Source organism: Paenibacillus sp. FSL W7-1279, assembly GCF_037969845.1.
Lineage (GTDB): Bacteria > Bacillota > Bacilli > Paenibacillales > Paenibacillaceae > Paenibacillus_AQ.
In genome coordinates, this window is the sequence record NZ_CP150215.1 from 6,975,434 (window position 1) to 7,001,017 (window position 25,584).

At 50.8% G+C, this 25,584-nt stretch carries 22 protein-coding genes and 1 riboswitch; of the genes, 8 read left to right on the forward strand and 14 right to left on the reverse strand.

All coding sequences use genetic code 11. The features are described 5' to 3' along the window. Nucleotides 1–50: 50 nt before the first annotated feature. A riboswitch (ZMP/ZTP riboswitch) is annotated at nt 51–132 on the reverse strand. 91 nt (nt 133–223) lie between these two features. The 4 genes from MKY82_RS31650 to spoIIR form a co-directional block, all read right to left on the reverse strand. Continuing rightward, nucleotides 224–811: a low molecular weight protein arginine phosphatase gene (locus MKY82_RS31650; RefSeq protein WP_071218861.1), complete on the reverse strand. Its 588-nt coding sequence runs from the start codon at nt 809–811 to the stop codon at nt 224–226. Nucleotides 812–864: 53 nt separating this feature from the next. Next, nucleotides 865–1,428, reverse strand: coding sequence for a manganese efflux pump MntP family protein (locus MKY82_RS31655; protein ID WP_260068663.1), 564 nt, complete (start codon nt 1,426–1,428; stop codon nt 865–867). Between the two features lie 82 nt (nt 1,429–1,510). Next, a complete protein-coding gene (locus MKY82_RS31660; RefSeq protein WP_339295047.1) occupies nt 1,511–2,677 on the reverse strand; it encodes an L-threonylcarbamoyladenylate synthase in 1,167 nt (388 codons plus the stop codon). Between the two features lie 197 nt (nt 2,678–2,874). Then, a complete protein-coding gene (gene spoIIR / locus MKY82_RS31665) occupies nt 2,875–3,570 on the reverse strand; it encodes a stage II sporulation protein R (protein WP_339295048.1) in 696 nt (231 codons plus the stop codon). Between the two features lie 200 nt (nt 3,571–3,770). On the opposite strand from spoIIR, the gene MKY82_RS31670 reads away from it, so the two are divergent. Beyond that, a protein-coding gene (locus tag MKY82_RS31670; RefSeq protein WP_194543387.1) for an IS3 family transposase occupies nt 3,771–5,128 on the forward strand; the annotation gives its coding sequence in 2 pieces (ribosomal slippage) (nt 3,771–4,224 and nt 4,224–5,128; 1,359 coding nt in all). 145 nt (nt 5,129–5,273) lie between these two features. Here MKY82_RS31670 and tnpA read toward each other — a convergent pair. The 7 genes from tnpA to fni form a co-directional block, all read right to left on the reverse strand. Continuing rightward, nucleotides 5,274–5,762 (reverse strand): IS200/IS605 family transposase, encoded by a 489-nt coding sequence (gene tnpA / locus MKY82_RS31675; RefSeq protein WP_071223663.1) that lies wholly within the window; start codon nt 5,760–5,762, stop codon nt 5,274–5,276. 222 nt (nt 5,763–5,984) lie between these two features. Continuing rightward, nucleotides 5,985–7,163 (reverse strand): FtsW/RodA/SpoVE family cell cycle protein, encoded by a 1,179-nt coding sequence (locus tag MKY82_RS31680; RefSeq protein ID WP_194539944.1) that lies wholly within the window; start codon nt 7,161–7,163, stop codon nt 5,985–5,987. Nucleotides 7,164–7,471: 308 nt separating this feature from the next. Continuing rightward, complete coding sequence (locus MKY82_RS31685) at nt 7,472–8,659, reverse strand: FtsW/RodA/SpoVE family cell cycle protein (protein ID WP_194539945.1); 1,188 nt, start codon at nt 8,657–8,659, stop codon at nt 7,472–7,474. Nucleotides 8,660–8,793: 134 nt separating this feature from the next. Continuing rightward, nucleotides 8,794–9,681, reverse strand: coding sequence for a peptide chain release factor N(5)-glutamine methyltransferase (prmC, locus tag MKY82_RS31690; RefSeq protein WP_339220354.1), 888 nt, complete (start codon nt 9,679–9,681; stop codon nt 8,794–8,796). 4 nt (nt 9,682–9,685) lie between these two features. Then, the gene (prfA, locus tag MKY82_RS31695; protein WP_071218854.1) at nt 9,686–10,753 is read right to left on the reverse strand and encodes a peptide chain release factor 1; all 1,068 of its coding nucleotides are present in this window, start codon (nt 10,751–10,753) and stop codon (nt 9,686–9,688) included. Nucleotides 10,754–10,966: 213 nt separating this feature from the next. Beyond that, nucleotides 10,967–12,067: a redox-regulated ATPase YchF gene (gene ychF, locus MKY82_RS31700; RefSeq protein ID WP_339295049.1), complete on the reverse strand. Its 1,101-nt coding sequence runs from the start codon at nt 12,065–12,067 to the stop codon at nt 10,967–10,969. 185 nt (nt 12,068–12,252) lie between these two features. Next, nucleotides 12,253–13,368 carry a type 2 isopentenyl-diphosphate Delta-isomerase gene (fni, locus tag MKY82_RS31705; protein WP_339295050.1) on the reverse strand — a complete coding sequence of 372 codons (1,116 nt, stop codon included), beginning with the start codon at nt 13,366–13,368 and terminating at the stop codon, nt 12,253–12,255. Nucleotides 13,369–13,673: 305 nt separating this feature from the next. On the opposite strand from fni, the gene MKY82_RS31710 reads away from it, so the two are divergent. Beyond that, nucleotides 13,674–15,218, forward strand: coding sequence for a phospholipase D family protein (locus MKY82_RS31710; protein WP_339295051.1), 1,545 nt, complete (start codon nt 13,674–13,676; stop codon nt 15,216–15,218). Nucleotides 15,219–15,289: 71 nt separating this feature from the next. Here MKY82_RS31710 and cls read toward each other — a convergent pair whose 3' ends face one another. Beyond that, a complete protein-coding gene (cls, locus tag MKY82_RS31715; protein WP_339295052.1) occupies nt 15,290–16,792 on the reverse strand; it encodes a cardiolipin synthase in 1,503 nt (500 codons plus the stop codon). 202 nt (nt 16,793–16,994) lie between these two features. Here cls and MKY82_RS31720 point away from each other — a divergent pair, with 202 nt between their 5' ends. The 5 genes from MKY82_RS31720 to MKY82_RS31740 all read left to right on the forward strand — a co-directional run bounded on the left by MKY82_RS31720 (nt 16,995) and on the right by MKY82_RS31740 (nt 22,650). Then, a complete protein-coding gene (locus tag MKY82_RS31720) occupies nt 16,995–17,591 on the forward strand; it encodes a TetR/AcrR family transcriptional regulator (protein WP_339220362.1) in 597 nt (198 codons plus the stop codon). 105 nt (nt 17,592–17,696) lie between these two features. Further along, the gene (locus MKY82_RS31725; protein WP_194539951.1) at nt 17,697–18,038 is read left to right on the forward strand and encodes a multidrug efflux SMR transporter; all 342 of its coding nucleotides are present in this window, start codon (nt 17,697–17,699) and stop codon (nt 18,036–18,038) included. Further along, nucleotides 18,038–18,352, forward strand: a complete 315-nt coding sequence (locus MKY82_RS31730) for a multidrug efflux SMR transporter (protein WP_194539952.1) — start codon at nt 18,038–18,040, stop codon at nt 18,350–18,352. Before MKY82_RS31725 ends, MKY82_RS31730 begins: the two co-directional genes overlap by 1 nt. Nucleotides 18,353–18,503: 151 nt before the next feature. Further along, entirely contained in the window at nt 18,504–19,439 is a 936-nt protein-coding gene (locus tag MKY82_RS31735) for a TetR/AcrR family transcriptional regulator (RefSeq protein ID WP_339295053.1), read from the forward strand. A gap of 46 nt (nt 19,440–19,485) precedes the next feature. Continuing rightward, nucleotides 19,486–22,650 carry an efflux RND transporter permease subunit gene (locus MKY82_RS31740; protein ID WP_220687287.1) on the forward strand — a complete coding sequence of 1,055 codons (3,165 nt, stop codon included), beginning with the start codon at nt 19,486–19,488 and terminating at the stop codon, nt 22,648–22,650. Nucleotides 22,651–22,729: 79 nt separating this feature from the next. Here the strand turns inward: MKY82_RS31740 and MKY82_RS31745 are convergent, their stop codons facing one another. After that, complete coding sequence (locus tag MKY82_RS31745; protein ID WP_194539955.1) at nt 22,730–23,407, reverse strand: molecular chaperone TorD family protein; 678 nt, start codon at nt 23,405–23,407, stop codon at nt 22,730–22,732. 341 nt (nt 23,408–23,748) lie between these two features. Between MKY82_RS31745 and moaA the strand changes: the two genes are divergently transcribed. Continuing rightward, nucleotides 23,749–24,753, forward strand: coding sequence for a GTP 3',8-cyclase MoaA (gene moaA, locus MKY82_RS31750; protein WP_194539956.1), 1,005 nt, complete (start codon nt 23,749–23,751; stop codon nt 24,751–24,753). A gap of 147 nt (nt 24,754–24,900) precedes the next feature. Here the strand turns inward: moaA and MKY82_RS31755 are convergent, their stop codons facing one another. Continuing rightward, nucleotides 24,901–25,557, reverse strand: a complete 657-nt coding sequence (locus MKY82_RS31755) for a molybdenum cofactor guanylyltransferase (protein WP_339295054.1) — start codon at nt 25,555–25,557, stop codon at nt 24,901–24,903. Nucleotides 25,558–25,584: the final 27 nt, after the last annotated feature.

Genomic DNA, 25,584 nt, shown 5'->3' on the forward strand with positions numbered 1-25,584 from the left:
GGCGCAAAAGACGAAAAAAGAGCAGTCGGCGCACGTATTGTGCTCCAAATGCTCTTTGCCCAGGCGACCGGCCGTATATTCCGATGCTCCATCGTGGTTTCATCCACTTCGTCGCCAGTTACACCGGATCATTTGTTTTTCACCTTCATCTTAAAGCAATACCATGCGAAAGGCAAGTGGCTTTTTAGCCCAATGGCAGGCTTTATATCTCTAAAAGCTAGACTTAGTTATGCCGATCCGCTTCCAGCTTGTCCAAAAGACGGAACAACGCCGTCCGTATCTCTGCGGCCGTCGCTTCATATTCCTCCCGCGAGCCTCCAAAAGGGTCGGAGATATCGAAGCTCGGGATGCGCTGACGCAGCTCGATCAGACGCTCCCGGTCACGGTCGCTGACATCGTGGCCCAGAGATCTGGCCAGCTCAAGCGCTGCATACAGACTATCCTGCTCCCGCAGATCGTCCAGCACCCGGCGGTCATCCTCAACAAACTCTTTCAGCGTGTGCATCTTGTCTGCGGCGTGCGGGAACTGCCTTATAGCATACTGCTTATGCGACTGGGTCAGCGTCAGAATCAGATCCGCCCATTCCACCAGGTTCGCGGTCAACGGCTTGGACACCAAGCGTTCCTGGATATCCTGGTCTCGCAGGATGGATTCCGCATGATGGGACACCGGCATTCCGTCCACGGCCGAGACGCCGGCGGACTTCGTTTCCAGCGGAATGCCCCGTTGTTTGGCAAGCTTTCTCAGCATGCCTTCCGCCATTGGACTGCGGCAGGTATTTCCCGTGCAGACAAACAGTATATTTTTCACGGTCCGTTCCTCCCGTTCGTAGGTTCTTTGGGGCTATTGTAACAAATATTGCGTCAAAAAATAAACATGGTGCCAAAGATAACCAAAATCAGTCCGCCCAGCATTTCACCGTACTCCCCCAGCTTATTGCTTACCTGACGGCCAAGCAGCAAACCGAGAATGGACAGCAAACCGCCCACGACCCCGAAGGAAATTACGATTAACAGCACATCATCCACAAACATTCCGAGCGAAACGCCTACCGAGAAGGAGTCGATGCTGACGCTAAGCGAAAACAGCAGCATGCCTAAAAATGCGGTAGGATGTATTCGCTGCCCTTCTCCGCCCCGCAGGGCGTTATACATCATATGCCCGCCCAATAAAAGCAGCAGCCCGCCGGCAGCAAGCCCTGTGACGTGGCCCAGTAACATGCCAACGTAGCGGCCGGCAAATAAGCCCAGCAGCGGCATCAACATGTGAAACAACGCGATCATGAAGCTGATGCCCAGCATATGGCCTAAGCGCATACCGCCTCTCATTCCAACTCCGATTCCAAGCGAAAATGCGTCTAGCCCGAGTGCAACCGCCATCAGCAGAATCGCCGCAAGCTGTCCCGATTGGACAGACGCCTCCAGCATGCCCATTCCCCCAAGTCCCATGGTCTTGTACACCATATGCGGACAAGGGGTAAATGATGCCAACAGCGTTCATGCGGCAGCTTTAATTCACCTCGATGATGTGGTGTCCCGCGGCCTTCAGCAGCCGGTTCATGACGGCTGCTCCGAGGCCCTGCTCCGGGCACGCTTCGGCCAGGATGAAGGTTGCGCCTTCGTCATCGAACCGGCGCAGGCCGGCGTACAGCCGGCGGGCCGCTTCCTCCGGCGCGGCCAGGCTGCCGAGCGAGACGGCAACGTCCGCGCGGTAGTGACCGATGTGCTCGTCGAACGACAGCACGCCGGTCACCTCCCCGCGCCGGGCAGCCGCCTCAAGCTCGGCCGCGATGCGTGCCGAAACGGCGTCGGCACGCGGGCCCTGCACCACGCACATCGCACCCTTCGGTGCGTAGTGCGTGTACTTCATGCCCGGCGAGCGCGGCGCCGGGCTCTCCGCCTCCCCGGCGGCGCGATGCAGCGCCGGGTCCATGCGCACGCTTGCCGCAACGGCGGCAAGCTGCTCGGCCGTGACGCCGCCCGGGCGGAGCACCGTGACGGCGCCGTCTTCGCCGACTTGCACCACCGTCGACTCGACGCCCACCCCGGCAGGGCCGCCGTCGAGGACGCCGTCGATCGCCCCGGCCAAATCCTCCAGGACATGGCTGGCCAGCGTCGGGCTTGGCCGACCGGAACGGTTCGCGCTCGGCGCAGCCAGCGGACGCCCGGCCGCGCTGATCAAGGCTAGCGCCACGTTGTGATCCGGCATCCGCACGGCAACGGTATCGAGCCCCGCCGTCACACGAGGGGATACGGCACCCGGTTTAACGGGCAGCACCAGCGATAGCGGCCCAGGCCAGAACCTTGCCATCAACGCCCTTTCTGTCTCATTCACACGACGGACCAAACCGTCAAGCTGAGTAAGCTCCGAAATATGCACGATCAATGGATTGTCAGACGGCCGGCCCTTCGCGGCAAAAACACGCTCGACTGCTTCCGTATTACCGGCGTCTGCACCAAGCCCGTAGACTGTTTCCGTCGGAAAGGCCACCGTTCCGCCCCGCTCGAGCACCTGCCCCGCTTCCTCCAGCGCCTGCTTCGCCTCCTTCTCCAAACTCAAGCTCTCCCTGGAAAGTGAGCTCGATACATGCCACACCTGGGTTGAATTTGCAGCAGCCTGGCGGAAGCCGTTATCCCGCTGCTGGCTAGGTTCCATGCCATTCCCGTTCTGTTCCATTCCTATCCCAAACTTTCTGTATATGAAATATATAGACTCCAACGCGTGTGTTGCCTACGCCCCAAAATAAAAAGCGCTTTTCGTTCTTCAGTCCCGTGCCGGTTCCCATTCAAACCAGTCGCGCCAAAGAGAAAGCACTCTTCTACTTCAAAGTTTATCATACCCGATCAGGATTGAAAATCAACTCGCTTATAATCCTAGAACAAGCTTACCACCCAGTTCCAAATGCCAAGGAACATATCCCACAAGAAGAAGCGGACCTCCGGTTCACTGTCGCCTGCATTCTTCGGAACTTCCTCTTGGGAAGCCTCGCCGGCCTCTGCTGTAACCGTTTGGATACCTGCGTCAACAGGCTGCGCCGCCGCATCCCCGCTGCCACCATCGATGAAACAAAGCGGCGGGAACAAGACGCACCACCAGTTCTGCCCTTGACCTTCGCCTAACGTAATCCGCAGCGCATCGTAATCGCCAGCCGGATAAACCGTGCCCCCGTATAACTTCGTCGGGAACGGCACAACACCAAGCTCTACGGTGTAACTGTACGTAATCCCTCTTTTCTTCAACTCTTCACTCACCAATTGGCGGATTTCCGGAAGATGCTGCCGGGTTAATTCTTTGGCGTCTTCCAGGCTTTGCGGGTTCTCCAGCTGCAGGACCCAGAGCTGCATTTGCTCAACGACCGAATCACGAATCTCTCTTTTGACCAGCTGATCGGACGGGCTATCGGAATTCGCCAGTATGCGAAGTCGTATCGATTCCTGAGGGATCGGACCGCCAACAACGGAAGCATCAATCTGCTGTCCTTCCCAAGCCATGATGACCATAAACATACAGGATAAGAGCACAACCATTTTCTTCACGATAATACGGAGGGTTTCACTAACATTTTTCATCTCGGACAACCGCCTCTCTATGAACGAAACTCTATGATGCTATCAGTATGTCCGCAGGCAAAAGATATAAACGTTGAATCTAGCAATTTCGATAAAAAATCATAGATTGGTGCAGCATGAACCAAATCAAAACCACCCGTGTGAATGAACTGCACCCCAATTGTTAGACACCATCTAACATTGGAGGTGCAGTTTTTTCTATGGCTAATTTTAGTTCGGACGAAAAATTACAAGCAGTTATGCGTTATCAAAATGGATCAGAAAGCATGAAATCGATTGCGAAATCACTAGGACTCCATCATACTGTCCTTTTACATTGGATTAGACAATATGAGCATCATGGTGAAGAAGTCTTTAAAAAGCGCTATACACCGTATTCTGTACAGGATAAACTAGACGTACTTCATTATATAAAAGAACATGGGACGTCTATTAGAGAGGCAGCTGCAGTATTTAATATTGCGAGTCATAGTACCATTCTAAGCTGGCAAAGAAGCTTAGAGTTACATGGAATAGATGCCCTACAACCAAAGAAAAAGGGGCGTTCATCCATGAAAAAGGATCCAAAACAACTGAATGATCAAAAGTCTGTAAAGGGGTCGGTAGAGGCTTTACAGAAAGAGATAGAACTTTTGCGTATGGAGAATGCTTATTTAAAAAAGTTGAATACCTTAGTTCAAAACAAGGAAAAATCACCAAACAAGACAAAGCGCAAGTAGTCTATGAACTAAGGAACGAATTTTCGGTGAAAGCACTCCTCCAGCTCGCAGATATCCCACGTAGCACGTATTACTACTGGGTGAATACATTCGGTATGCCGGACAAAGATTCTGAGTTAAAGGACGTTATTCAAGCGATTTATGAGGAGCATCAGGGGCGTTATGGTTATCGCCGTATTCGAGACGAGTTAATGAATCGCGGTCACCATGTGAATCACAAAAAGGTGCAGCGTTTGATGAACGTGTTGGGATTGAAGTGTCTAGTACGCATGAAGAAATATCGTTCATATAAAGGTTTGGTTGGCAAGATTGCATCAAACATTCTAGAGCGTAACTTCTCCGCTGAAAAGCCAAATGAGAAGTGGGTAACGGATATAACAGAGATTAAATTATTTGGAGAAAAACTGTACTTATCCCCCGTGTTAGATCTTTTTAATGGGGAGATTATTACGTATACGATCGGTTCAAGACCCGTCTATTCCCTTGTTTCAACCATGCTAGATCAAGCATTCGATCGACTAACGGATGAAGATACTCTTCTGATTCATTCTGACCAAGGCTGGCATTACCAGATGAAACAGTATCGTCATGCCCTCGAACAACGCGGTGTTAAGCAAAGTATGTCCCGTAAAGGTAACTGTTACGACAACGCGGTCATTGAGAACTTTTTTGGAATCATAAAATCTGAGTTTCTATATATTAATGAATTTGAAAGTATTGAGCAGTTTAAACAAGAACTTTCTACATATATCGATTATTACAATCACAAGCGAATTAAAGCAAAACTAAAAGGCATGAGTCCGGTACAGTACCGAACTCATGCCCAACAAATTGCCTAATAAAATAATATGTCTAACTTTATGGGGTCAGTTCAGAACGGGTGGTTTGCTCTGCGGCTGAAAGCCTTTGTTACTGGCCAGCCCTAAAGGGCATTGAATCGTTCGCCAACCGCACTACTTTTTCGGCTACCCCTTAAGGGGTCTTCTAGTTCTTCTTCTTTCGTTTGCTTCCTGTTTCTTCTCCTGTGAATGGATCTATATACTCTTCCAGCGTCATTTGCTCTGCAACCACGTCTTCTTGTAACTGATTTCGTATATACTCTTCAATCACTTTCTTGTTCCTTCCTACCGTGTCCACATAAAACCCTTTACACCAGAATTTTCGATTCCCATACTTATATTTTAAATTTGCATGGCGATCAAATATCATTAAGCTACTCTTCCCTTTTAGATACCCTATAAATGATGACACACTTATTTTCGGCGGTATACTTACCAGCATGTGTATATGATCTTTACATGCCTCTGCTTCTATAATTTCTACACCTTTTCTTTCACACAATTGTCTTAGTATTTTTCCTATATCTCTTTTCAATTTCCCATAGATCACTTGTCTTCTGTACTTTGGTGCAAACACTATGTGATACTTACAATTCCATTTTGTATGTGCTAAACTGTTCACATCAGATGCCATCTGATCTCCTCCTCGTGTTTTAAATTTGGTTGGCGAACCGAATTTATCTTAACACTTCGGAGGATTTTTTTTATACAACGCTTAAGCTATCCTGAACCATACGCATAGCGTATGGTTTTCTTTTTACAAAAAAAGATGCGATCCCCAGTCGGAATCGCATCTTCGTTAAGATCGGTTATTCAGTTCGTCTCCGTGATTATTGAGCTTCCCGCAAAGAAAAGTTTACGCCTGCTTAGAAGCGGCCGGACGATAGGCATGCGGATCCGGCATATCTTCCTCCACTTCCTGGCCATGCAGCTTGACGCTCATGGCTACTCCCAGACTGGCCATGCTGATCACAAGGGAAGTTCCCCCGTAACTGATAAAGGGCAGCGTAATCCCTGTCAGCGGCATTAAACCGATAAACATGCCGATGTTCTCGAAGATCTGATATAGGAACATGGCCACGATCCCTATAATGAGAAACGGCCCCGCACGCTCCCGGGATTCCAGGGAGATCAGGATCAGCCGATGGATCAAGATGAAATATAACAGAAGCAGAATGGAAGATCCGATAAACCCGAATTCCTCGGCAATCTGCACAAATATAGAATCAGAGTACGCATAAGGCACCCTGCCCGACTGGATCGACGAGCCTTGCATGTAACCCTCGCCGCTCATGCCGCCCGAAGCGATGGCAAGCTTCGCATTCGTTGTATGATAGCTGGCCTTGGCGGTCGCCTTCTCCGGATACAGCCACGGATCAATCCGTTCCACCCAGTGCGGCTTCAGTATTTTCGATTCCAGCAGTTCATCATGATAATGAATATAGGCCTGAGCGCCGCCGAAGGCCACGCCTGCCACAAGCGCAAGCCCGATGAGCGCATGGGAGAACTTGACGTTTCCGATCCAGAGCAGCCCCAGCAAAATAACGACATAACTGAGCGCGTTACCCAAATCATTCTGGGCCATGACGAGCACAAAAGGCACGAATGCCAAGAGTCCGATCGGAACAACGTCCTTCCAGAAGGACAGCAGCGGTTTGTTTTTGCGCACCAATACAAAAGAAAGGAAAATAATCAGGATCAGCTTGAACAATTCAGCAGGCTGTATACTTAAACTGCCAATGTAAATCCAGCCTTGGGCGCCGTTAATATCCTTACCGATAAACATAACGAGGACCAACACGGCCAATCCGCCCAGGTAAATATATTTAGCATATTTAATCAACAACCGGTAATCCAGCAGGCTTATGCCAAAAAAAGCAATAAAGCCGACAATGTAAAAGGCAACCATGCGGAGATGAGAGCCCTCAAATTTGGTGTCAACGGTTGTGCTGTATATCGACGTAATGCTGATACCCATCATCAAAACCAGTACGAAAACAATAACGTAATCCATCTTCTTAAATTTTTGAAGCATGCTTTATGGTCCCCCTGTGCCCGGAGCTGATCGCCCCCGGTTTGCCTATACAGGCATATAACGATTATTCGAAAAGAAAGTTTGACGCTGCTTATCATTGCTATAGATGATATCCGTTAAAAAAGCCTAAAGGCAGCCTGCAATGGAGCGCGTTTCAAGGAGTATGCCTGCTGCCCCTAATGAATTATTCTAAAAGATTTCCTCCTCTAATACAATTCACGGGCCCTGCCTGTAGTTACCAACAAAAAATACAAAAGAGATGCTGCTTTCAATAGCATCTCTCTGATTCTACATTCCAATAAATCGAATCAAGCCTGTTTGGGCGGAGCGGAACGGTACGTTTGAGGATTGGGCATATCCTCCTCCACTTCCTGCCCATGTAGCTTCACACTCATGACGACCCCGAGACACGCCATGTTAATGATGAGCGAGGTTCCGCCATAACTGATGAAGGGCAGCGTAATCCCGGTCAAAGGCATTAATCCAATAAACATGCCGATATTCTCAAAGATTTGATACAGCAGCATGGCAACGATACCGATGATTAAAAACGGGCCTGCTCTGTCCCGACTTTCCAATGATATCAAAATCATCCTGTGAATGAGTATGAAATATAACAACAACAAAACGGAAGAACCGATGAAGCCATATTCCTCTGCAATTTGCACAAAAATCGAATCCGAATACGTATAAGGCACACGTGAGGATTGTACGGAGCTCCCCTGCAAGTACCCTTCCCCGCTCATACCGCCGGAAGCAATGGCCAGCTTGGCGTTGTTCGTATGATAACTCGCTTTTGCGGTAGCTTTTTCGGGTACCAGCCATGGATCGATCCGTTCCATCCAATGACCGCGGCTCTCCATGATTTTCGATTCTTTAATTTCATCATGATAGTGGATGTAGGCCTGGGCTCCACCAAATGCAATCCCTGCTACAAGCAGCAGTCCGATAAGAGCGTGCGAGAACTTCACATTACCGATCCATAACAGCCCAAGCAAGATGACAATATAACTTAGTCCATTACCCAAGTCATTCTGCACCATGACAACGGCAAACGGAATAAACGTCAAAAGCCCAATCGGTACGATGTCCCGCCAAAAAGACAACTTCGCTTTGTTCTTACGGATAAGAAGATAGGTGATAAATATGATCAGCACCAGCTTAAACAACTCCGCAGGTTGAAAATCAACGATACCGAGATTAATCCAGCCCGTGGCATTATTTTTGGTCTGGCCGATGAAGGAAGGCAGCAAAAGGGTTAATAACCCTCCGATGTATATGTGCAGTGCGTATTTATTCCATAAACGATAATCAATCAAGCTGAGCCCGAAAAAGGCTGCGAATCCGAGGATATAAAATATCGCCATCTTGATATGGTGTTTTTCGAATCCGGTGGTGTCGAGCGTGGCACTATATATCGATGTAATACTGACAACCATTAGCATCAACAGTACAAAAACGATAACAAAATCAATCTTCTTGAATTTCTGAAGCATGCTTTGGTCCCCCTGTGCCCGGAGCTGTAAACACTGATTTGCCGATTGAGGCCATGTAACGATCTGAACGACAACACCCCATTTAATCGGCTCAGCCCATCATCTATTTTAAAAGATATTCATCCAGAACACAATTAACGGGATATTCCCAAGACATGCCTGTCAATGCCCGCCAAATCCGGCACCGTGACGATTTCCTTCCAGTGCCCTGCACTCCGTAAAAGCTCTGCCACATCCCCGGCTTGGCCCATGCCCAGCTCAAAGGCAATCAGCCGCGGCGGCGCTGACAGCAAGGGCAGCTGCTCCATCATGATCCGGTACGGATTCAAACCGTCCGGCCCGCCATCCAGTGCCGTTCGCGGCTCATAGTCGCGGACTTCGGGCTGAAGCCCCTCAATATCCTCCGCCGGAATGTAAGGCGGGTTGGAGACGAGGATGTCCGGCGCCATGCCAACGAACGGCTCCAGCAGGTTCCCCTGCCGGAACTCGACATCGGCATTCAGATGCTTCGCATTACGCGCAGCAACCTCTAGCGCATCAGGCGAAATATCACTCGCCAGCAAATCCCACGCCGCCTCCTGTAATGCCAACGTAATGGCAATGGCCCCGCTGCCGGTACCGATGTCTATGGCCTTTAACCTTTTTGACCGCGGAGTGAGCTCCCGTCCATACTTCAGCACCGCTTCCACGAGCAGTTCCGTTTCCGGACGCGGAATGAGAACCGCCGGCGTAACTTCAAACGGCCGGCCGTAGAACTCCTGCTCGCCGATAATATACTGCGCAGGGACGCCCTGCGCCTTGCGATTAATGACGTCCTCCAAGGCGTGGCGGCGATCCGCCGGAAACGGCTCCGCGAGCGCCATATAATATGAGGTTCCCGACAATTCCAGCACATGCTCCAGCAGCAGCTGCGCATTCCGCTGCGGCTCCATTACCCGCATGGCGTCTAAAAAAGAAGAAGCCTCCACAAAGGCTTCTCTTATGCTGCGCTGCGGCGTCAATTCAAATCTCGTCCGCTTCAAAGCGTTATACTCCTTTTTCCATCGCTTCAGCCTGCTCCGCAAGGGTCAGCGCCGAAACGATCTCTTCAATCTCCCCGTTCATCACTTGATCCAGCTTGTGAACGGTAAGTCCGATCCGATGATCGGTTACACGGCTTTGCGGGAAGTTGTACGTACGGATCCGCTCACTGCGGTCACCTGTACCTACTTTGCTCTTCCGCTCACCGGCATACTTCGCTTCTTCCTCTTGGCGCATCATATCAAAGATACGGGCCCGAAGCACCTGCAGCGCCTTCTCCTTATTGGAGTTTTGCGATTTGCCGTCTTGGCACGTAGCCACGATCCCCGTCGGGATATGCGTTACGCGTACCGCCGACTTGGTGGTGTTAACGGACTGACCGCCTGCACCACTGGAGCAGAAGGTATCTACGCGGATGTCCTTGTCATGGATTTCGATGTCCACTTCTTCCGCCTCCGGCATAACCGCCACGGTGGAGGTGGAGGTATGGATACGCCCGCCGGATTCCGTTGCCGGAATACGCTGAACACGGTGCGCGCCGCTCTCGAATTTCATTTTGCTGTATGCGCCGCGGCCATTGATCATGAAGATCACTTCCTTGAAGCCGCCCAGATCGTTCGTGTTGACGTCCATCAGTTCAACCTTCCAGCCTTGAGTATCCGCATAACGGGTATACATCCGGTACAGGTCGGAAGCAAACAGCGCCGCCTCGTCGCCGCCGGCAGCGCCGCGAATCTCGATGATCACGTTCTTGTCATCGTTCGGGTCCTTCGGCAGCAGCAAGATCCGAATCTTCTCCGCCAGCTCTTGCTCGCGCTGGGTAAGCTCCTCGATCTCCATTTTCACCATTTCGCGCATTTCGTCATCCAACTTTTCGCCCTGCATGGTTTTGGCAGCTTCGAGCTCTTCAATTACATTTTTATATTCAACATAAGCCTCATAAGCAGGCTGTAAATCGGATTGTTCTTTGGAATAATCCCTGAGCTTCTTGGAGTCATTAGCGACATCGGGATCGCACAACAGCTCACTTAACTTCTCGTAACGGTCCGCAAGGGATTGTAATCGGTCCAACAAAGGAATTCACCTCTCTAAGATATATTCCTGAAGATATGCCTTTTTGCACTCCATTTCGCATCACAATGAAGTGTAAACGACTTTTTATTTTACCATGAAACGACGCATTTGACTAGCAGGCAGTTGACCGCACGGAAAGGTTCTCCCCTTCAAAAAAACCACGGTCCCATGCACAAAGTGACATGGAGCCATGGCCTTTGAATACTTCAATTCCTACACATTGAAACGGAAGTGCATCACATCGCCGTCATTCACAACGTACTCTTTGCCTTCCAGGCGAAGCTGTCCGCGTTCCTTCGCGCCGTTCATCGATCCGGCTGCAACGAGGTCATCGTAAGCTACAACCTCTGCACGAATGAAGCCGCGTTCGAAGTCGGTATGAATCACACCTGCCGCTTGCGGAGCTTTCGTTCCTTTACGGATCGTCCAGGCACGCACTTCCTGCACGCCTGCCGTAAAGTAAGTGTACAATCCCAGCAGACTGTAAGCAGCCTTGATGAGACGGTTCAAACCGGATTCTTCCAGACCCAGCTCCTCAAGGAACATCGCTTTGTCCTCGCCTTCAAGCTCGGCAATTTCGGCTTCAACCTTCGCGCTGATCGGAACCACGATCGCGTTCTCCGCAGCCGCGAAATCACGAACCTGCTGCACGAAGGGATTGCTGTCGGCTTCCGTAACACCGTCTTCGCTCAGGTTGGCCGCGTATAGCACCGGCTTCAATGTCAGCAGGTGCAAATCGCGAACAATCAGCTTCTCATCATCGCTCAGCTCCACGCTGCGTGCCGGTTGATCGTTGTAAAGGGCTTCCTTCAGGCGCTCCAGCAGCTCTACTTCCTGAGCATACTGCTTGTTGCCGCCCTTCATGTTCTTCTTCGCCCGGTCAATCCGCTTCTCCACGCTGTCGAGGTCCGCAAGGATCAGCTCCAAATTAATCGTCTGGATATCGCTGACCGGGTTCACTTTACCGTCAACGTGGGTAATGTTCTCGTCTTCAAAGCAGCGAACAACATGAACGATGGCATCCACTTCACGAATATGGGCAAGAAACTTGTTCCCAAGACCTTCCCCTTTGCTCGCCCCGCGGACCAAGCCCGCGATGTCCACGAATTCAAAAGCGGTTGGTACCGTTTTGTTCGGTTGAACCAGCTCGGTCAGCTTGTCGAGGCGCTCATCCGGCACTTCCACAACACCGACGTTTGGATCAATCGTACAGAACGGATAGTTGGCCGATTCGGCGCCCGCTTGCGTGATCGCATTAAACAATGTTGATTTGCCGACGTTTGGCAAACCGACGATTCCTGCTTTTAAAGCCATTTATGTGACAACTCCTTATCAGGTTTACTTCTATATTTGTAAGTATGACACAGCTTCGGTTCTTACCGCCGAAGCTACTAATCGTAAGCTAAACAATCTTATTAATTATAGCAGATACCCGATAGACTTCAACACGAATATACTGCCATCGCTTTAAAGTAGTTCCCGCCAATCACCCCGGCCATTCAAACGCGAATCAGCCGTTGGGTTGACTTCAGCGCATCGATATTCCCCGCGCCGATTCCGAACATCGCCGTCCGCAGCTCCAACTCCACCTGGGCAAGCCGCTGATCCAGCGCTTCCACCGATTCGACGGCCGATCCCAGGAGTCCACGCCCGAAGCCTGCCAGATCGGCGCCAAGCGAGAGCGCTTTAGCAGCATCGACGCCGTTTTGCAGCCCGCCGCTGCCGATAAGCGCACAGGTTGGCGCAGCTTCACGCACCTCCACGATGCATTCCGCGGTAGGATTGCCCCACCCGGCGAAAGCCTCAGCCGCAGCGCGGCGAACCGGATCCGGGCTGCGGAATTTTTCAACCTGACTCCATGAGGTACCGCCCGCACCAGCCACGTCGATGAAGGCCGCCCCGATATTGAGCAGGTTCCGCGCCGTTTCACCATCGATGCCCCATCCGACTTCTTTAATGCCGACCGGTACCGAAAGCGTACGGCACAGATCCTCAATTCGCTTAAGCAAACGACCAAACCGTGTATTCCCTTCCGGCTGAAACACCTCTTGAAGTCCGTTTAAATGAAGGACCAGCATGTCCGCCCCCGCGATATCCACCGCCCGCTGACAATCGTCAAGTCCAAAGCCATAGTTCAACTGCACCGCTCCAAGGTTGGCGATAACCGGCACGCTCGGCGCACTCTCCCGGACACGGAAAGTGGGAGCAAGCTCCTCCTTCTCCACCGCTGCCCGCACGGAGCCTACCCCAAGTGCCCAGCCGCGCCGCTGCGCGGCTTCAGCCAGACGTCTATTGATCTCTCCCGTGGCCTTGCTCCCCCCAGTCATGGAGCTGATCAGAAATGGGGTTCGTACGGAAAAACCAAGAAATGCAGTGTCCAGCTTAATATCCTCAAAGTCGATTTCCGGCAGTGCGGAGTGACGGAAACGGTAACGTTCAAAACCAGTGGTTACCCCTACGGAGCCAACTTCTTCATTCAGGCATAAGCGTACATGCTCTATTTTTCGTTCGCCCGTAGGCACTTCCGGCACCAGCCTGCCCTCGGATCTTTCCAAACCTCTGCCTGAAATGGTTTCAGCTGGTTGACCCGCGGTCTCTTTATGTTCTGAATTCATCCCGTGCCTCCTTATCCACTTCGCTCATCCTTTAGATAAGCCATATATAAGCATATCATTGGCATCAGGTTATCCCGCCTGCATGATATGCACATCATCCATTAGCAAAAATATAAACGACTCGGTCTTGACCCATTCTACCGCATGTTTTGAAAAAACAAACCCGAATATCATTCTACCCCGGCTTCCTAGGATCAACTCCGTCTGTATCTCACACTTTCTGAATTGCAGAAACGAAGAGTGCGTCAGAACGGGACTTTCAAGTTAATTAACGGTATACAACAGCGATAGGAGGATGGGCTATCTTGGGTTTCCGCCATTTCATTCATAACCGCAATTCAGAAAATCTACCTACAACCGATCCAGGCAACCTGCTCGTGTCGAGGAAACCGAATACCAAAAGCTCCCGAACGCGAACAACGATTTTCATCTGCCTTGTCCTTCTTATACTATGGCTCATCGGCGTGATGATCTATCAGACTCATAAGCCACTACCGAAAGGGATCTCCTATGAAAGCCCGCTGTACCAGAGCGACGTTAAAATGTGGACCGACCTGACCTACCCCGGACCGGATGGTCAACCGGTACATGATCGTGAAATCGGACCCCGCATCGGTCAAATTATCGACGAATCCCGAAAATTCCTGGTTATCGATATGTTTCTGTTCAACGGCTACGCTCATAAAGATCAGGATTTCCCCAAAGTTAGCGAAGAACTTGCCCATCGCCTTGTTGCCCATAAGAAGAAATATCCCGACATGGATATCTTCTTTATTTCCGATGAAGTGAATACCGGGTATGGCTCCTATTCGCTGCCGGAATTCGAGGCCATGAAGGCTGCCGGCATTCATGTAATCATGACCGATGTCGACCGGCTGCGAGACTCCACGCCCGCCTATTCTGCCGTATGGCGCACATTCTTCCAATGGTTTGGCCAGTCGGGCACGGGGACACTCCCCAATCTGATGGCCAACGAAGCACCCGATATTACGGTGCGCTCCTATCTGAAGCTGCTGAACGTGAAGGCCAATCACCGTAAAGTCGTCATCAGCGAGAACACCGCGCTGGTCACATCTGCCAACATCCATGACGCCAGCGCGTTCCACTCGAACATCGCCTTCGAAACGAGCGGGGACATCATCGGGGATATGCTTGCAGCCGAGCAAGCCGCCGTTAACCTTACAAGCCCGATCAAACTGCCGGAGTATGAGCCGGGCTCAAAGCCACCTCTGCAGCCTTCAGGTCAAGCTAACGATGTCGATGTTCGTTATTTGACGGAAGGGAAAATTTATAAATATGTTCTGGAGGCCATCGAGCAATCACAGCCCGGGGATACGCTCTGGATGGGGATGTTCTATCTGGCTGACAGCAAAGTCATGGACCAGCTTCTAAAAGCTTCGGACCGCGGTGTTGATATACGCCTCATCCTGGATCCGAACCAGAACGCCTTCGGCCGGGATAAGATTGGCATCCCCAACCGTCCGGCTGCGGCCGAGCTCATCAAGAAATCCAAAGGGAACATCTCCATCCGCTGGTACAACACCGGTACGGAGCAGTATCATACCAAGCTCATGTACATTGCCAAACCGACGGCAAAATCCGTCATTACCGGCGGGTCGACCAATTTTACCCAGCGGAATCTGGCCGATCTCAACCTGGAAAACAACTTGTGGATAGCCGCGCCTAAAGATCATCCGCTTACCCGGGATCTGGACCGTTACTTTCATCGAATATGGTTCAACGAAGGCGCAGCCTTTAGCCTCGAAGCCGAGGCTTACCAAGGAGAAACGACATGGATGAAGAACATCCTGTTTAAACTGCAAAAATGGCTGGGCTTCACAACCTTTTAACAATTCCTTCAATAGTATGTATGTACTCGTATGAAGGCGGTCTAGGCCTGAATGGCCTACCTCCGCTTGGCCTACAGCAGAGGTGACATCAGTCGGGCGGCCGACTCCAGCAGCCGGGTCATGATTCTCTTTTTACGGGTATGATTGCGATCGTACAGGAGGGCGTATTCCAGATCCTGCTCGAAATCGGATACCAGCCTGCCAACACTTTCCGTATGAACGAGTAAAGCGTTAACCTCAAAATTAAGGTGGAAGCTCCGCATGTCCATGTTAGCCGTGCCAATGGTTGCAACCTCGCCATCAACGATCAGCAGCTTCGAGTGCATGAACCCTTTTTCATATTCATATACCCTTACCCCGGCGTCCAGCAGATCCGGAAAATAGGAATGGGAAGCCAGAAAGGGCAGCCATTTGTCCGGCTTCGACGGAAACAGAATCCGTACATCAAGACCGGACAGGGCAGCAACCCTGAGCGCGGTGAATATGTCTTCATCCGGTATAAAATACGGCGTAGCCAGCCATACCGACTTGCGAGCCGACACAATCATGGAGAAGAAAATGTTCTTCAGGGCTCTTCGCTCATTGTCCGGTCCGCTTGCGATAATCTGAACGGCACCGGCACGACTCTCCAGTAAATCCGGTGAATAATAGATCGGCTCACTCGGCTGCTCTCCCGTCATGTACTGCCAATCCTGCAGAAAGACAACCTGGAGCGTTCTGACGGCCTCTCCGCGAACAAGCATATGGGTATCACGCCAGAAACCGAATGCCTTGCTGCGGCTTAAATACTCATCCCCTACATTCAATCCCCCAACGAATCCGACACTCCCGTCAATCACAACGATTTTGCGATGATTGCGGTAATTTACACGGCTCGTGAAGAAAATCGTCTTTGGACTGCCGAATACGGCGACCTGTACACCCGCATCCCTCATCTCCTGCAAAAAGGAAGGCGGCAGCTGCAAGCTGCCAACGGCGTCCACCATAAACCGCACGGCAACCCCCTCTCTCGCCTTCCGAATTAATATTTCCTGGATCTGCGTTCCGATCGCATCCGGACGGTAAATGTAATATTCCATATGAATGTGATGCGCCGCTTGCTCCAGCTCCGTTATCAAGGCTGCAAATGTCTCCTCCCCGTCGGTCAGCACCTTGGTATCGCTCGAGAAGGAAATCGGCGTGCGTGCCAGGCGGGTAGACAGCTGAAGGAGCTGCTGCACTTCGGGCTTAAAGCAGGAAATGTCCGGGGTGTTCTTGCGGAGCACTTCGCTGGTGTATACCAGAACGTCCTTACGTGCCTTTTTGTCGTATTTTCTTCGCTTGAAATAGTTCTGTCCAAACAAAAAATAAAACACAAGCCCCACGATAGGGACTAGCGCCAAGAGCAGAATCCAGGCCATCGTGCTGGTGGGATGACGGTTCTCCATAAAAATCATGAAACCGATGGATACTACGGTTAGCGTGGAGAATATCCCGATAATGGTCCCGGTCGTCTTCCCGAAATAATCCAGGCCAAAATAATAAAACGCGAACAAAAGCGCGGTAATCAATACAGCCTGTATTCCCTTTCTCATATCGTATACCCCTTGTTCTTCATCGTTAATGTCTCTATGTATGTACGATGCTGGTCACACCATATTCTACATGATCTCCCCCAGGAACTAAAGACTGTTCTCCGCGAGCTGACAAGGGACCGACGCCCCAAAATAAAATATTGACAATGGTAACGCCATTTGTTAAAAATATAACTAACGACCGTTAGTTAGGAGGAATGTTATGAGTGCCGCCGATATTAAGCAATCCGCCCTTGCCCACTTTGCCAAAAACGGTTACGAAGGGGCATCGCTAAAACATATTGCAGACGACTGCGGGATCAAAAAACCGTCGATTTACGCCCATTTTTCGAGCAAGAACGATTTGTTTCTGCAGGTGCTTCAGGACGTATTCCAGCGTCAAGAGGAGTCGATGGTGGCCTATTTTCTAAACCATGCCGATTGGCCGCTGGAGCAGCAGCTGCACGGATTTCTTGAAAGCCGTCTCCAAGCCTATCGTCTGGATGATGAAGTGCGGTTCTTCATGCGAATGGCCTTCTTTCCGCCAAGTACGCTGTATGACGAAGTGATGGCGATGGTGTATCCGCTGCTGGATCAACAGGAGCAGAACTTGTCGAGGCTGCTTGCCGCGGGCTGTCCGAAGCATGGACGTATCATCCGTCATCCGCGCAATGCGGCGATTGCCTTTATGACCTTGGTGGATGGAATCCATCTGGAAACCGTGTACGGCGGGGAAGAACGGGCCATGAGACGTCTTGCAGCTGCTTGGCCAGTGTATTGGTTAGGGGTAACAAAGCAACGATATAACCACAAGAGTTAATGTCTCCTAATTTACGCATAATAAAGAGACTTAAGGAGAATAGGAACAGGAATCGGTAACCGTGAGGGGTTACTGTTGTTTTCATAAAAGGAGTGAACCATCATAATGAATCGCAACTGGATTTTTGTGCTGCTTGGTGGATTGGTTGAAATCATATGGGTGATGGGTTTGAAGCATTCCTCAAACATCTGGGAATGGATTGGAACCATAGCCGCCATTGCAGTCAGCTTCTATCTTATTATCGAGGCAGCCAAACGGCTGCCGGTCGGAACGGTGTATGCAGTATTCACGGGAATCGGTACAGCCGGAACGGTCGCGTCGGAGATGCTGTTCTTCGGGGAACCGTTTAAACTGGTCAAGGTGCTTCTGATCTGTGTGCTGCTGGCAGGCGTCATTGGCCTTAAGCTGGTTACGGCTGATCATGCGGAACCGGAGGTGAGCAAGTAATGGCTTGGATTGCACTTGTGTTTGCAGGATTGTTCGAAATCGGCGGCGTCATCGGCATCAAAGGCGTGTCGGAGCGCAAGGGATGGCAATATGTACTGATTTTGGCCTTATCTTTTGCCGCCAGCTTCTCCCTCCTCTCCTACGCCATGACCGTACTGCCTATGGGTACCGCTTATGCCATCTGGACGGGAATCGGGACGGTGGGCGGCGCCATTACAGGGATGCTCCTGTTCGGTGAACCGAAGGAATGGCGGCGCGTGCTCTTTATCGCCATGATCCTGTGCTCGGCTGTCGGTCTAAAATTGATCAGTTAATTACTTTTGTAAAATTTCATAAGTTTTCAGAACCTAACGTAAAGGACGACCGTAGTAAAGTTGAAACGGTCGTTCTTTTTCATATATAATAATTCTTGACCCTATGGTCAATTCAAGAACCGCAAAGTTCTCAAGTGAGGTGAGCTATTGATTGGCTGATAAAACGGCAGAAAAACGACAGCAAATTCTCATCACTGCGATGCAGCTGTTTTCCGCGAAGGGCTCTTCGGTTACCTCCATGCAGGAAATCGCCGAAGTATGCGGGATGTCGAAAGGCAGCCTCTATCTTCATTTCAAGTCCAAAGAGGAACTGGAAAAGAGCATTTACGAGCATATCGCAAGCCGGATTAAAGATGAGATTCTCCGGGTCGACCACGATCCGCTTCTCGGACCCAAGGAGCAGCTGCGCAAGCAGACGGAAGTGCTTTTGATCCATTTTCTGGAGATCCGGGAATTTCTCCTGAAGCAGTTCCATGATCAGATGCCGGGGAAACCGCCTTTTGACAAGGAAAACATGCGACAGGAAATGCTGGCTGCATTGCAGTGGTTTAACAATAAGCTGAAATCCATTTATGGACCCGAAGTAGAGCCATACACATTAGAAATCGGCATGTTTATGGGCAGTATGCTGGGTTCGTATATCCACTTCCTGTTCATGCCCGGGTTCCATTTGAATGTGGGAATCACCGCTGATCACCAGATTCAGCTGCTCGATGATATTGTGGACAGTATTCTGCGCAGACGGCCCGAGCCCCTGATCCCAATGGAGGCGGTGGGGCAATTGGGCCAATTATGCCAAACCGACATTCGCACAACTCGTCACCCGCTCATCGTCATTAAGGCGATGAAGAATGAAATAAAGAAGATTCAGGTAGAGACGGATGTCCGGGAAGATGCAATGGAGTCGCTCCATATTATGGAGAAGGAACTGCTTGCCATCCAGCCCAGCCGAGCCGTTCTGAAAGGAATGCTTGCTAACTTGGAAGGGATCGAGGACCTTGAAGCATTGTATAAGGAGCTCAAGGGCAACATCATTACTGTGCTGGAAAGCTATCTTACACCAGGTGGAATTATGCAGGAAAGTTAGTTTTAGTTAGAGACATAGAGTTTTGGAGAGGAGAGAGAATCGCCTAATGAAAGGAATTATCAATTTCTCGCTGCGCAACAAGTTTGCGATCTGGCTGCTGACCATCATCGTCAGCTTCGGTGGGTTATACAGCGGACTGACGATGAAACAAGAAACCATTCCGGATATTAATGTCCCGTTCTTAAGTGTCACCGCGATCTATCCGGGCGCCGCTCCTGAAGGGGTTGTGGAGGATGTTACCAAACCGCTCGAGACGAGACTTCGCAATATCGACGGCGTCAAGACCGTAACCTCCACTTCCATGGAGAATGCAGCCAATGTCATGGTTGAGTTTGATTATGGTAGTGATCTGGACAACGCTACGGCTGCTGTTCGTGAAGCCATTAACGAGGTAAAGCTGCCCGACGACGCTCAGAAACCTACCATATCCAAATTCAGCATGAGCTCCATGCCGGTTGTCTCCCTAAGTATTGCGAACAAAGACAACATGGCATTGGATGAATTGACACGCATCACAGAGAATGACATCGTTCCGGAGCTGGAGGATTTGGACGGCGTTGCTTCCATCCAGGTAGCCGGACAATTCGTGAACGAGGTACAGCTTAAGTTTAATCAGGACAAACTGAACGAGCTTGGCTTGACGGAGGATACCGTTAAAGGTATCGTGCAGGGTTCCGCGCTGTACGTTCCGCTCGGCATGTTCGAAATGGACAAATCCCAGAAGGCCGTGGCTATTGATGGCGGCATTATCGGCATTGACGATCTGAAAAATATCGCTATTCCGGTTGTTCCGGGCGGCGGCGGTGCAGCTGCCGGAGCCGGCGCTCCGAATGCCGGGGCAGGCCAACAAGGCGCTCCTGGATCCGGTGCAGCTGCAAGCGGAACAAGCGGTGCTCCTGCCGTTCCAACCGGCATTCCAACCGTAAAACTCAGCGAGATTGCCAAAATTGAAGTTATTGGAACCTCGGAATCCATCTCCCGCACCAACGGGAAGGAATCGATCGGTATCCAAATCGTGAAAGCCAACGACGCCAATACGGTGGACGTTGTCAATCAGGTGAAAGACAAGGCAGAGGAATTGAGAGGCCTCTATCCTGGCATGGATCTGACGATCATGCTGGACCAAGGCAAGCCGATTGAAGACTCTGTTCATACGATGCTCTCCAAGGCATTATTCGGCGCATTGTTCGCCGTTCTGATCATAATGGTCTTCCTGCGCAACATCCGTTCGACAATTATATCGATTATTTCGATCCCATTGTCCTTGCTGATTGCTGTGCTCTGTCTGAGACAAATGGATATCACCCTGAATATGATGTCACTCGGTGCCATGACCGTTGCCATCGGCCGGGTTGTCGATGACTCGATCGTCGTTATCGAGAATATCTACCGGCGCATGTCCCTCTCGACCGAGAAATTAACGGGCCGTGAGCTCATCAGCGCCGCTACACGCGAAATGTTTGTTCCGATCATGTCCTCCACTATCGTAACCATCGCGGTATTCCTGCCGCTTACCCTGGTCAGCGGTATGGTCGGAGAGCTGTTCATGCCATTTGCATTGACGATGGTCTTCGCACTGCTCGCTTCCCTGGTCGTAGCGATCACGCTCGTGCCCGCTATGGCGCACAGCCTGTTCCGCAAAGGCTTGAAGAACAAACATGATCATGCGGAGAAACCGGGCGCAATGGCCCGCGGGTATCGTTCCATTCTGAAATGGACGCTGAATCACAAAGCCATTACATTCCTGGCAGCCATCGCGTTATTGGCAGGAAGCTTGTTCCTGACGAAGTACCTTGGCGTTAGCTTCATTCCGGAACAGGAAGACAAATATGCCATGGTAACTTATTCTCCTGAGCCCGGCGTCATGCTGGAGGATGTGGAGGAACGCGCATTAAAAGCGGAGAAATTGATTCTGGATCAACCTGGAGTCGAAACGATGCAGTACTCCATCGGCGGAAGCAATCCGCTTGGTATGGGATCAGCGAATTCCGGATTGTTCTATATTATGTATGACCCGGACACGAAAAACTTCGAAGATGTTAAAAAAGCCCTTGTCGAGGATCTTGCCAAGGAAGTACCGGACGGTACTTGGTCCAATATGGACATGGCAGCCGGCGGCTTTGGCGGCGGCCAGTTAACGGTTAACGTCTTTGGCGATTCTCTGGAGCAGATCAAGCCGGTAGCTGATCAAATTGCAGAGCTTGCCAACAAGGATACAGCCACTTTCGAGAATGCAGAAACCAGCTTGTCCGAAGCGTTCGAGCAGTATACGCTGGTTGCTGACCAAGAGAAGCTGAGCTCCCTTGGCCTGACCGCAGGACAATTGGCAATGAAGCTGTCTCCCGTACGGGAACGTCCGGTCTTGACCGAAGTCAAAATTGAGGACAAGAGTTACAATGTTTACATTGAAACGGACAGCAAGACCTATAAGAGCATCAAAGAAATCGAGAACGAAACCGTCACCTCTCCACTCGGTATCGAAGTGCCGATCAAGGACGTGGCCAAGGTGGAAAAAGGAACGACTCCTGACTCTATTATGCGCATCGACGGGAAAATGGTTGTGACCGTCACAGCCGATATCCTGTCCAGCGATGTTGGGTCGGCCTCCACCAACCTGGAGACTGAAGTGAACAAGCTTGAGCTTCCAGACGGCGTATCCGTCCAGTTCGGAGGCGTTACCGAGCAAATCAACGAAACCTTCGGACAGCTTGGACTCGCCATGCTGGCAGCCATTGCGATTGTATACTTCGTGCTTGTGGTTACATTCGGTGGCGGTCTCGCACCGTTCGCCATCCTGTTCTCGCTGCCGTTCATTGTCATCGGAGCCATTATCGGTTTGCTTGTTACAGGCGAGACACTGAACGTGTCTGCACTCATGGGCGTACTCATGCTGATCGGTATCGTCGTGACCAATGCGATTGTATTGATCGACCGCGTGATCCATATGGAACGCGAAGGCATGAGCACCCGCGAAGCCCTGCTTGAAGCCGGCGCTACCCGTCTTCGTCCAATTCTTATGACGGCACTCGCAACGATCGGCGCTCTCCTGCCACTCGTATTCGGTTGGGAGAACAGCGCAGGCATCATTTCGAAAGGACTCGGCATCACGGTTATCGGCGGTCTGATCAGCTCGACGCTGCTCACACTCGTGGTGGTACCTATCGTGTACGAGTTCCTGATGAAGTTCAGCAAAAAAAGAATCGAAGATTAATTAGAACATCAAAGCCCCGGCTTCCTACATTAGGAGGCTGGGGCTTTTTTTTGGATGACTATGATATTGTCCTGGCTCGCTAATGTACCAGCACAGCTTCCCTGGAATGCTTCCACGTCTTCAACATGTTCAGATCCTGTGCGAGGAACTCCTCGAGCAGACTGAATACCGACTGATAAAGCGGGCTTTCCGTGGAGCCTTTTAGATCCTTGCAGAGGGATGGCACCCATGACAACAGATGCTCCTCCAGAAACTTCTCTTGAACCTCCATCAATTGCAGCATGCTATGTTCACAATACGTATTGTTCAGCATACGGTCATGAAGCAGTGTCATAAATTCCAGTTCAATGGCTATATGATCGTCCGCTTCCCCGTGCAGTTTATTAAAGGCAACACCGACGGATGCATAACAATCGGCTAAATCCTGAGCGCATCCATCCTTCGTGTAATGAGACTTTGCCGCTTGACGCTGTTTGGACTGCTGAAGCAATCGGCGGTATTCCGCCCCTTCGTATTCGCAAATCCGAACCAATTCCTCAGGTGAGCGTCCACATAAATAGGTCATCAGGTCCGTACCGGCCTTCGAACACTCCGCAGCCTTGCTTATTCCGCTTCCGCGGCTCCATTCCGCAATCATAGACAAGCTGGGCCAATTGCCCAAAAAATCGATGAGCAGCTCGTAGACCGTACCCCGGTTTTCAAGCCATCTGTGACAGACGTCAGGCACCTCCAAAGTTTGAACAGGTGATATCGCCATATCGAACCTCCTATTGGTAACCTTTCTTGTTGGATGTGATATCCTTGACAGTATATCTTAGATGAACGTCTAATGAAAGCAGTTTGAAATGATTTCCGAAAATTTCGGAAAAATCAGGAAACTTTCGGAAATCTAGAATGTCACTACTCGCTTTCAAGGGGAGAAAGCTTTTGTCCACAGCTTCAATATACTGGATCCCGAAAGCGTTTTCTGTGATACTTCTCACAAATCCTTGAACTTATCCACGCAGCTTGTCCGGCTGACATGACCCTTACAATGCATTGACTCCCGTTCGGGGAATGGCTACAATGTGACCATGCATGCTATAAAGGGGGATTTCCATGATCGAACCGCTTAAAGATTCTTTCGGTCGGGTCCATGATTATATTCGTATCTCGGTGACAGATCGATGCAATCTTCGTTGTGTCTATTGTATGCCGGAAGAAGGGATGGAATTCCAACCTCCCGATCAGATTATGAGTTATGAAGAGATCGCAGCGATCATGCGCGTCCTTGCCCCAATGGGTGTCTCCAAAGTACGCCTTACCGGCGGCGAGCCGCTGGTACGCAAGGATCTGGAATCCTTGGTCCATATGATTGCTTCCATTGAAGGAATTCAAGATATATCCCTGACTACCAACGGGATCATGCTCCCCTCCAAAGCTCACCTGCTTAAGGAAGCCGGACTTACCCGAATCAACATCAGTCTGGATTCGCTTCATGAGGATCGCTACGCGCGCATTACGCGCGGCGGTCAAGTGCGTAAAGTGCTGGAAGGCATTGAAGCCGCATATGAAGCCGGCCTGGATCCCATCAAACTAAACATGGTGTTAATGAAGGGCTTCAACGAAGACGAAATTCGCGACTTTATCGCGCTGACGCTCGATCGTCCCCTACATGTCCGCTTTATTGAATACATGCCGATCGGGCAAGCGTCCGATGCCTGGCGAGATTCGTATCTGCCGCTCAGCCGGGTATCCGAAGTGTGCCAGGAGGCGGGTTGGACCATTCAGGAAGAGCAGGGGCCATCCGGCAACGGACCTTCACGAAATATGAAGGTGGTTGGAGCTACAGGAACCTTCGGTCTGATCCATCCGGTCAGCGATCATTTCTGCGATTCCTGCAACCGCCTCAGACTGACGGCTGACGGCCACATCAAGGCTTGCCTGTACTGGTCCGACGAATTTAACGTGCGCCGCGTCGTCGATGATCCTTCCGCGGTGGCAAACCTGTTCCGCAAAGCGCTGGGTTCCAAACCGTTGAATCATGAAATGGCGCTCGCGCTCGAGAAAAAAATGCAAAGCCATACCCCAACCGTCCGGCGTATGTCACAGATCGGCGGATAAACCGTCGGCTGTGCGTATAATAGCCGAAGGCAGTCATATGGTTGATATTAAAATCCCCGCCAAGCATTTAGCTGGCGGGGTTATTTTTTTATGATGAATACCGTTTCGTCGTGCTTTTGCACACCTTTATTCAGCTATAGAAATCTACTATCTATCCTCAGGCAAGTCCGCATTCATCAGGCCGCCTGCTGACTCGTATTCCCCAGGCGTGTTCATATTAAATAAAATTTTGCGCGGATCAAGACCCGTAATTGCCTCTAATTGCTCCTCGTGCACGAAGACGGCATTCAGCTCCTGCACCCACTCCACCATGCGAAGTTGTCCCTTGTTCAGCCTGCGTTCAAGGCCTTCTACGATTTCTTTGCGATATGCCGCCAGCAGCGGATGCACCCTGCCTTCTACAACAGGAATTACAGCATCGGCTGTGAGCTGCTGATTCGCCAGATACAGCAATCCCCGAAGGAAACGCTCATGGATATGGGGCATGTCGCAAGCAGCGACCATATTCCATGTGCTTTGGGATGACTTGAGCGCTGCATGAAGACCCGCCATCGGGCCTTGCCCGACATAAAGGTCGGGAACGCATTCCAATCCGAGAAATTGATAAGACTCGGGGGTATTGGTGGATAGGATGACGCGGCCGCTAACCCCGTCAAGCGCCTGGACCGTTCGCTCGATCAAACTCATTCCCTGCATGGGCAGAAGCGCCTTGTTTCTTCCCATTCTCCGGGAGGCCCCGCCTGCAAGTACGATACCCGTCACCTGATCCGGCGAAAAGCCGACATCTATGGGTTGACCGCTCATATGTTCTACCAGCCTTTCTTACACGTT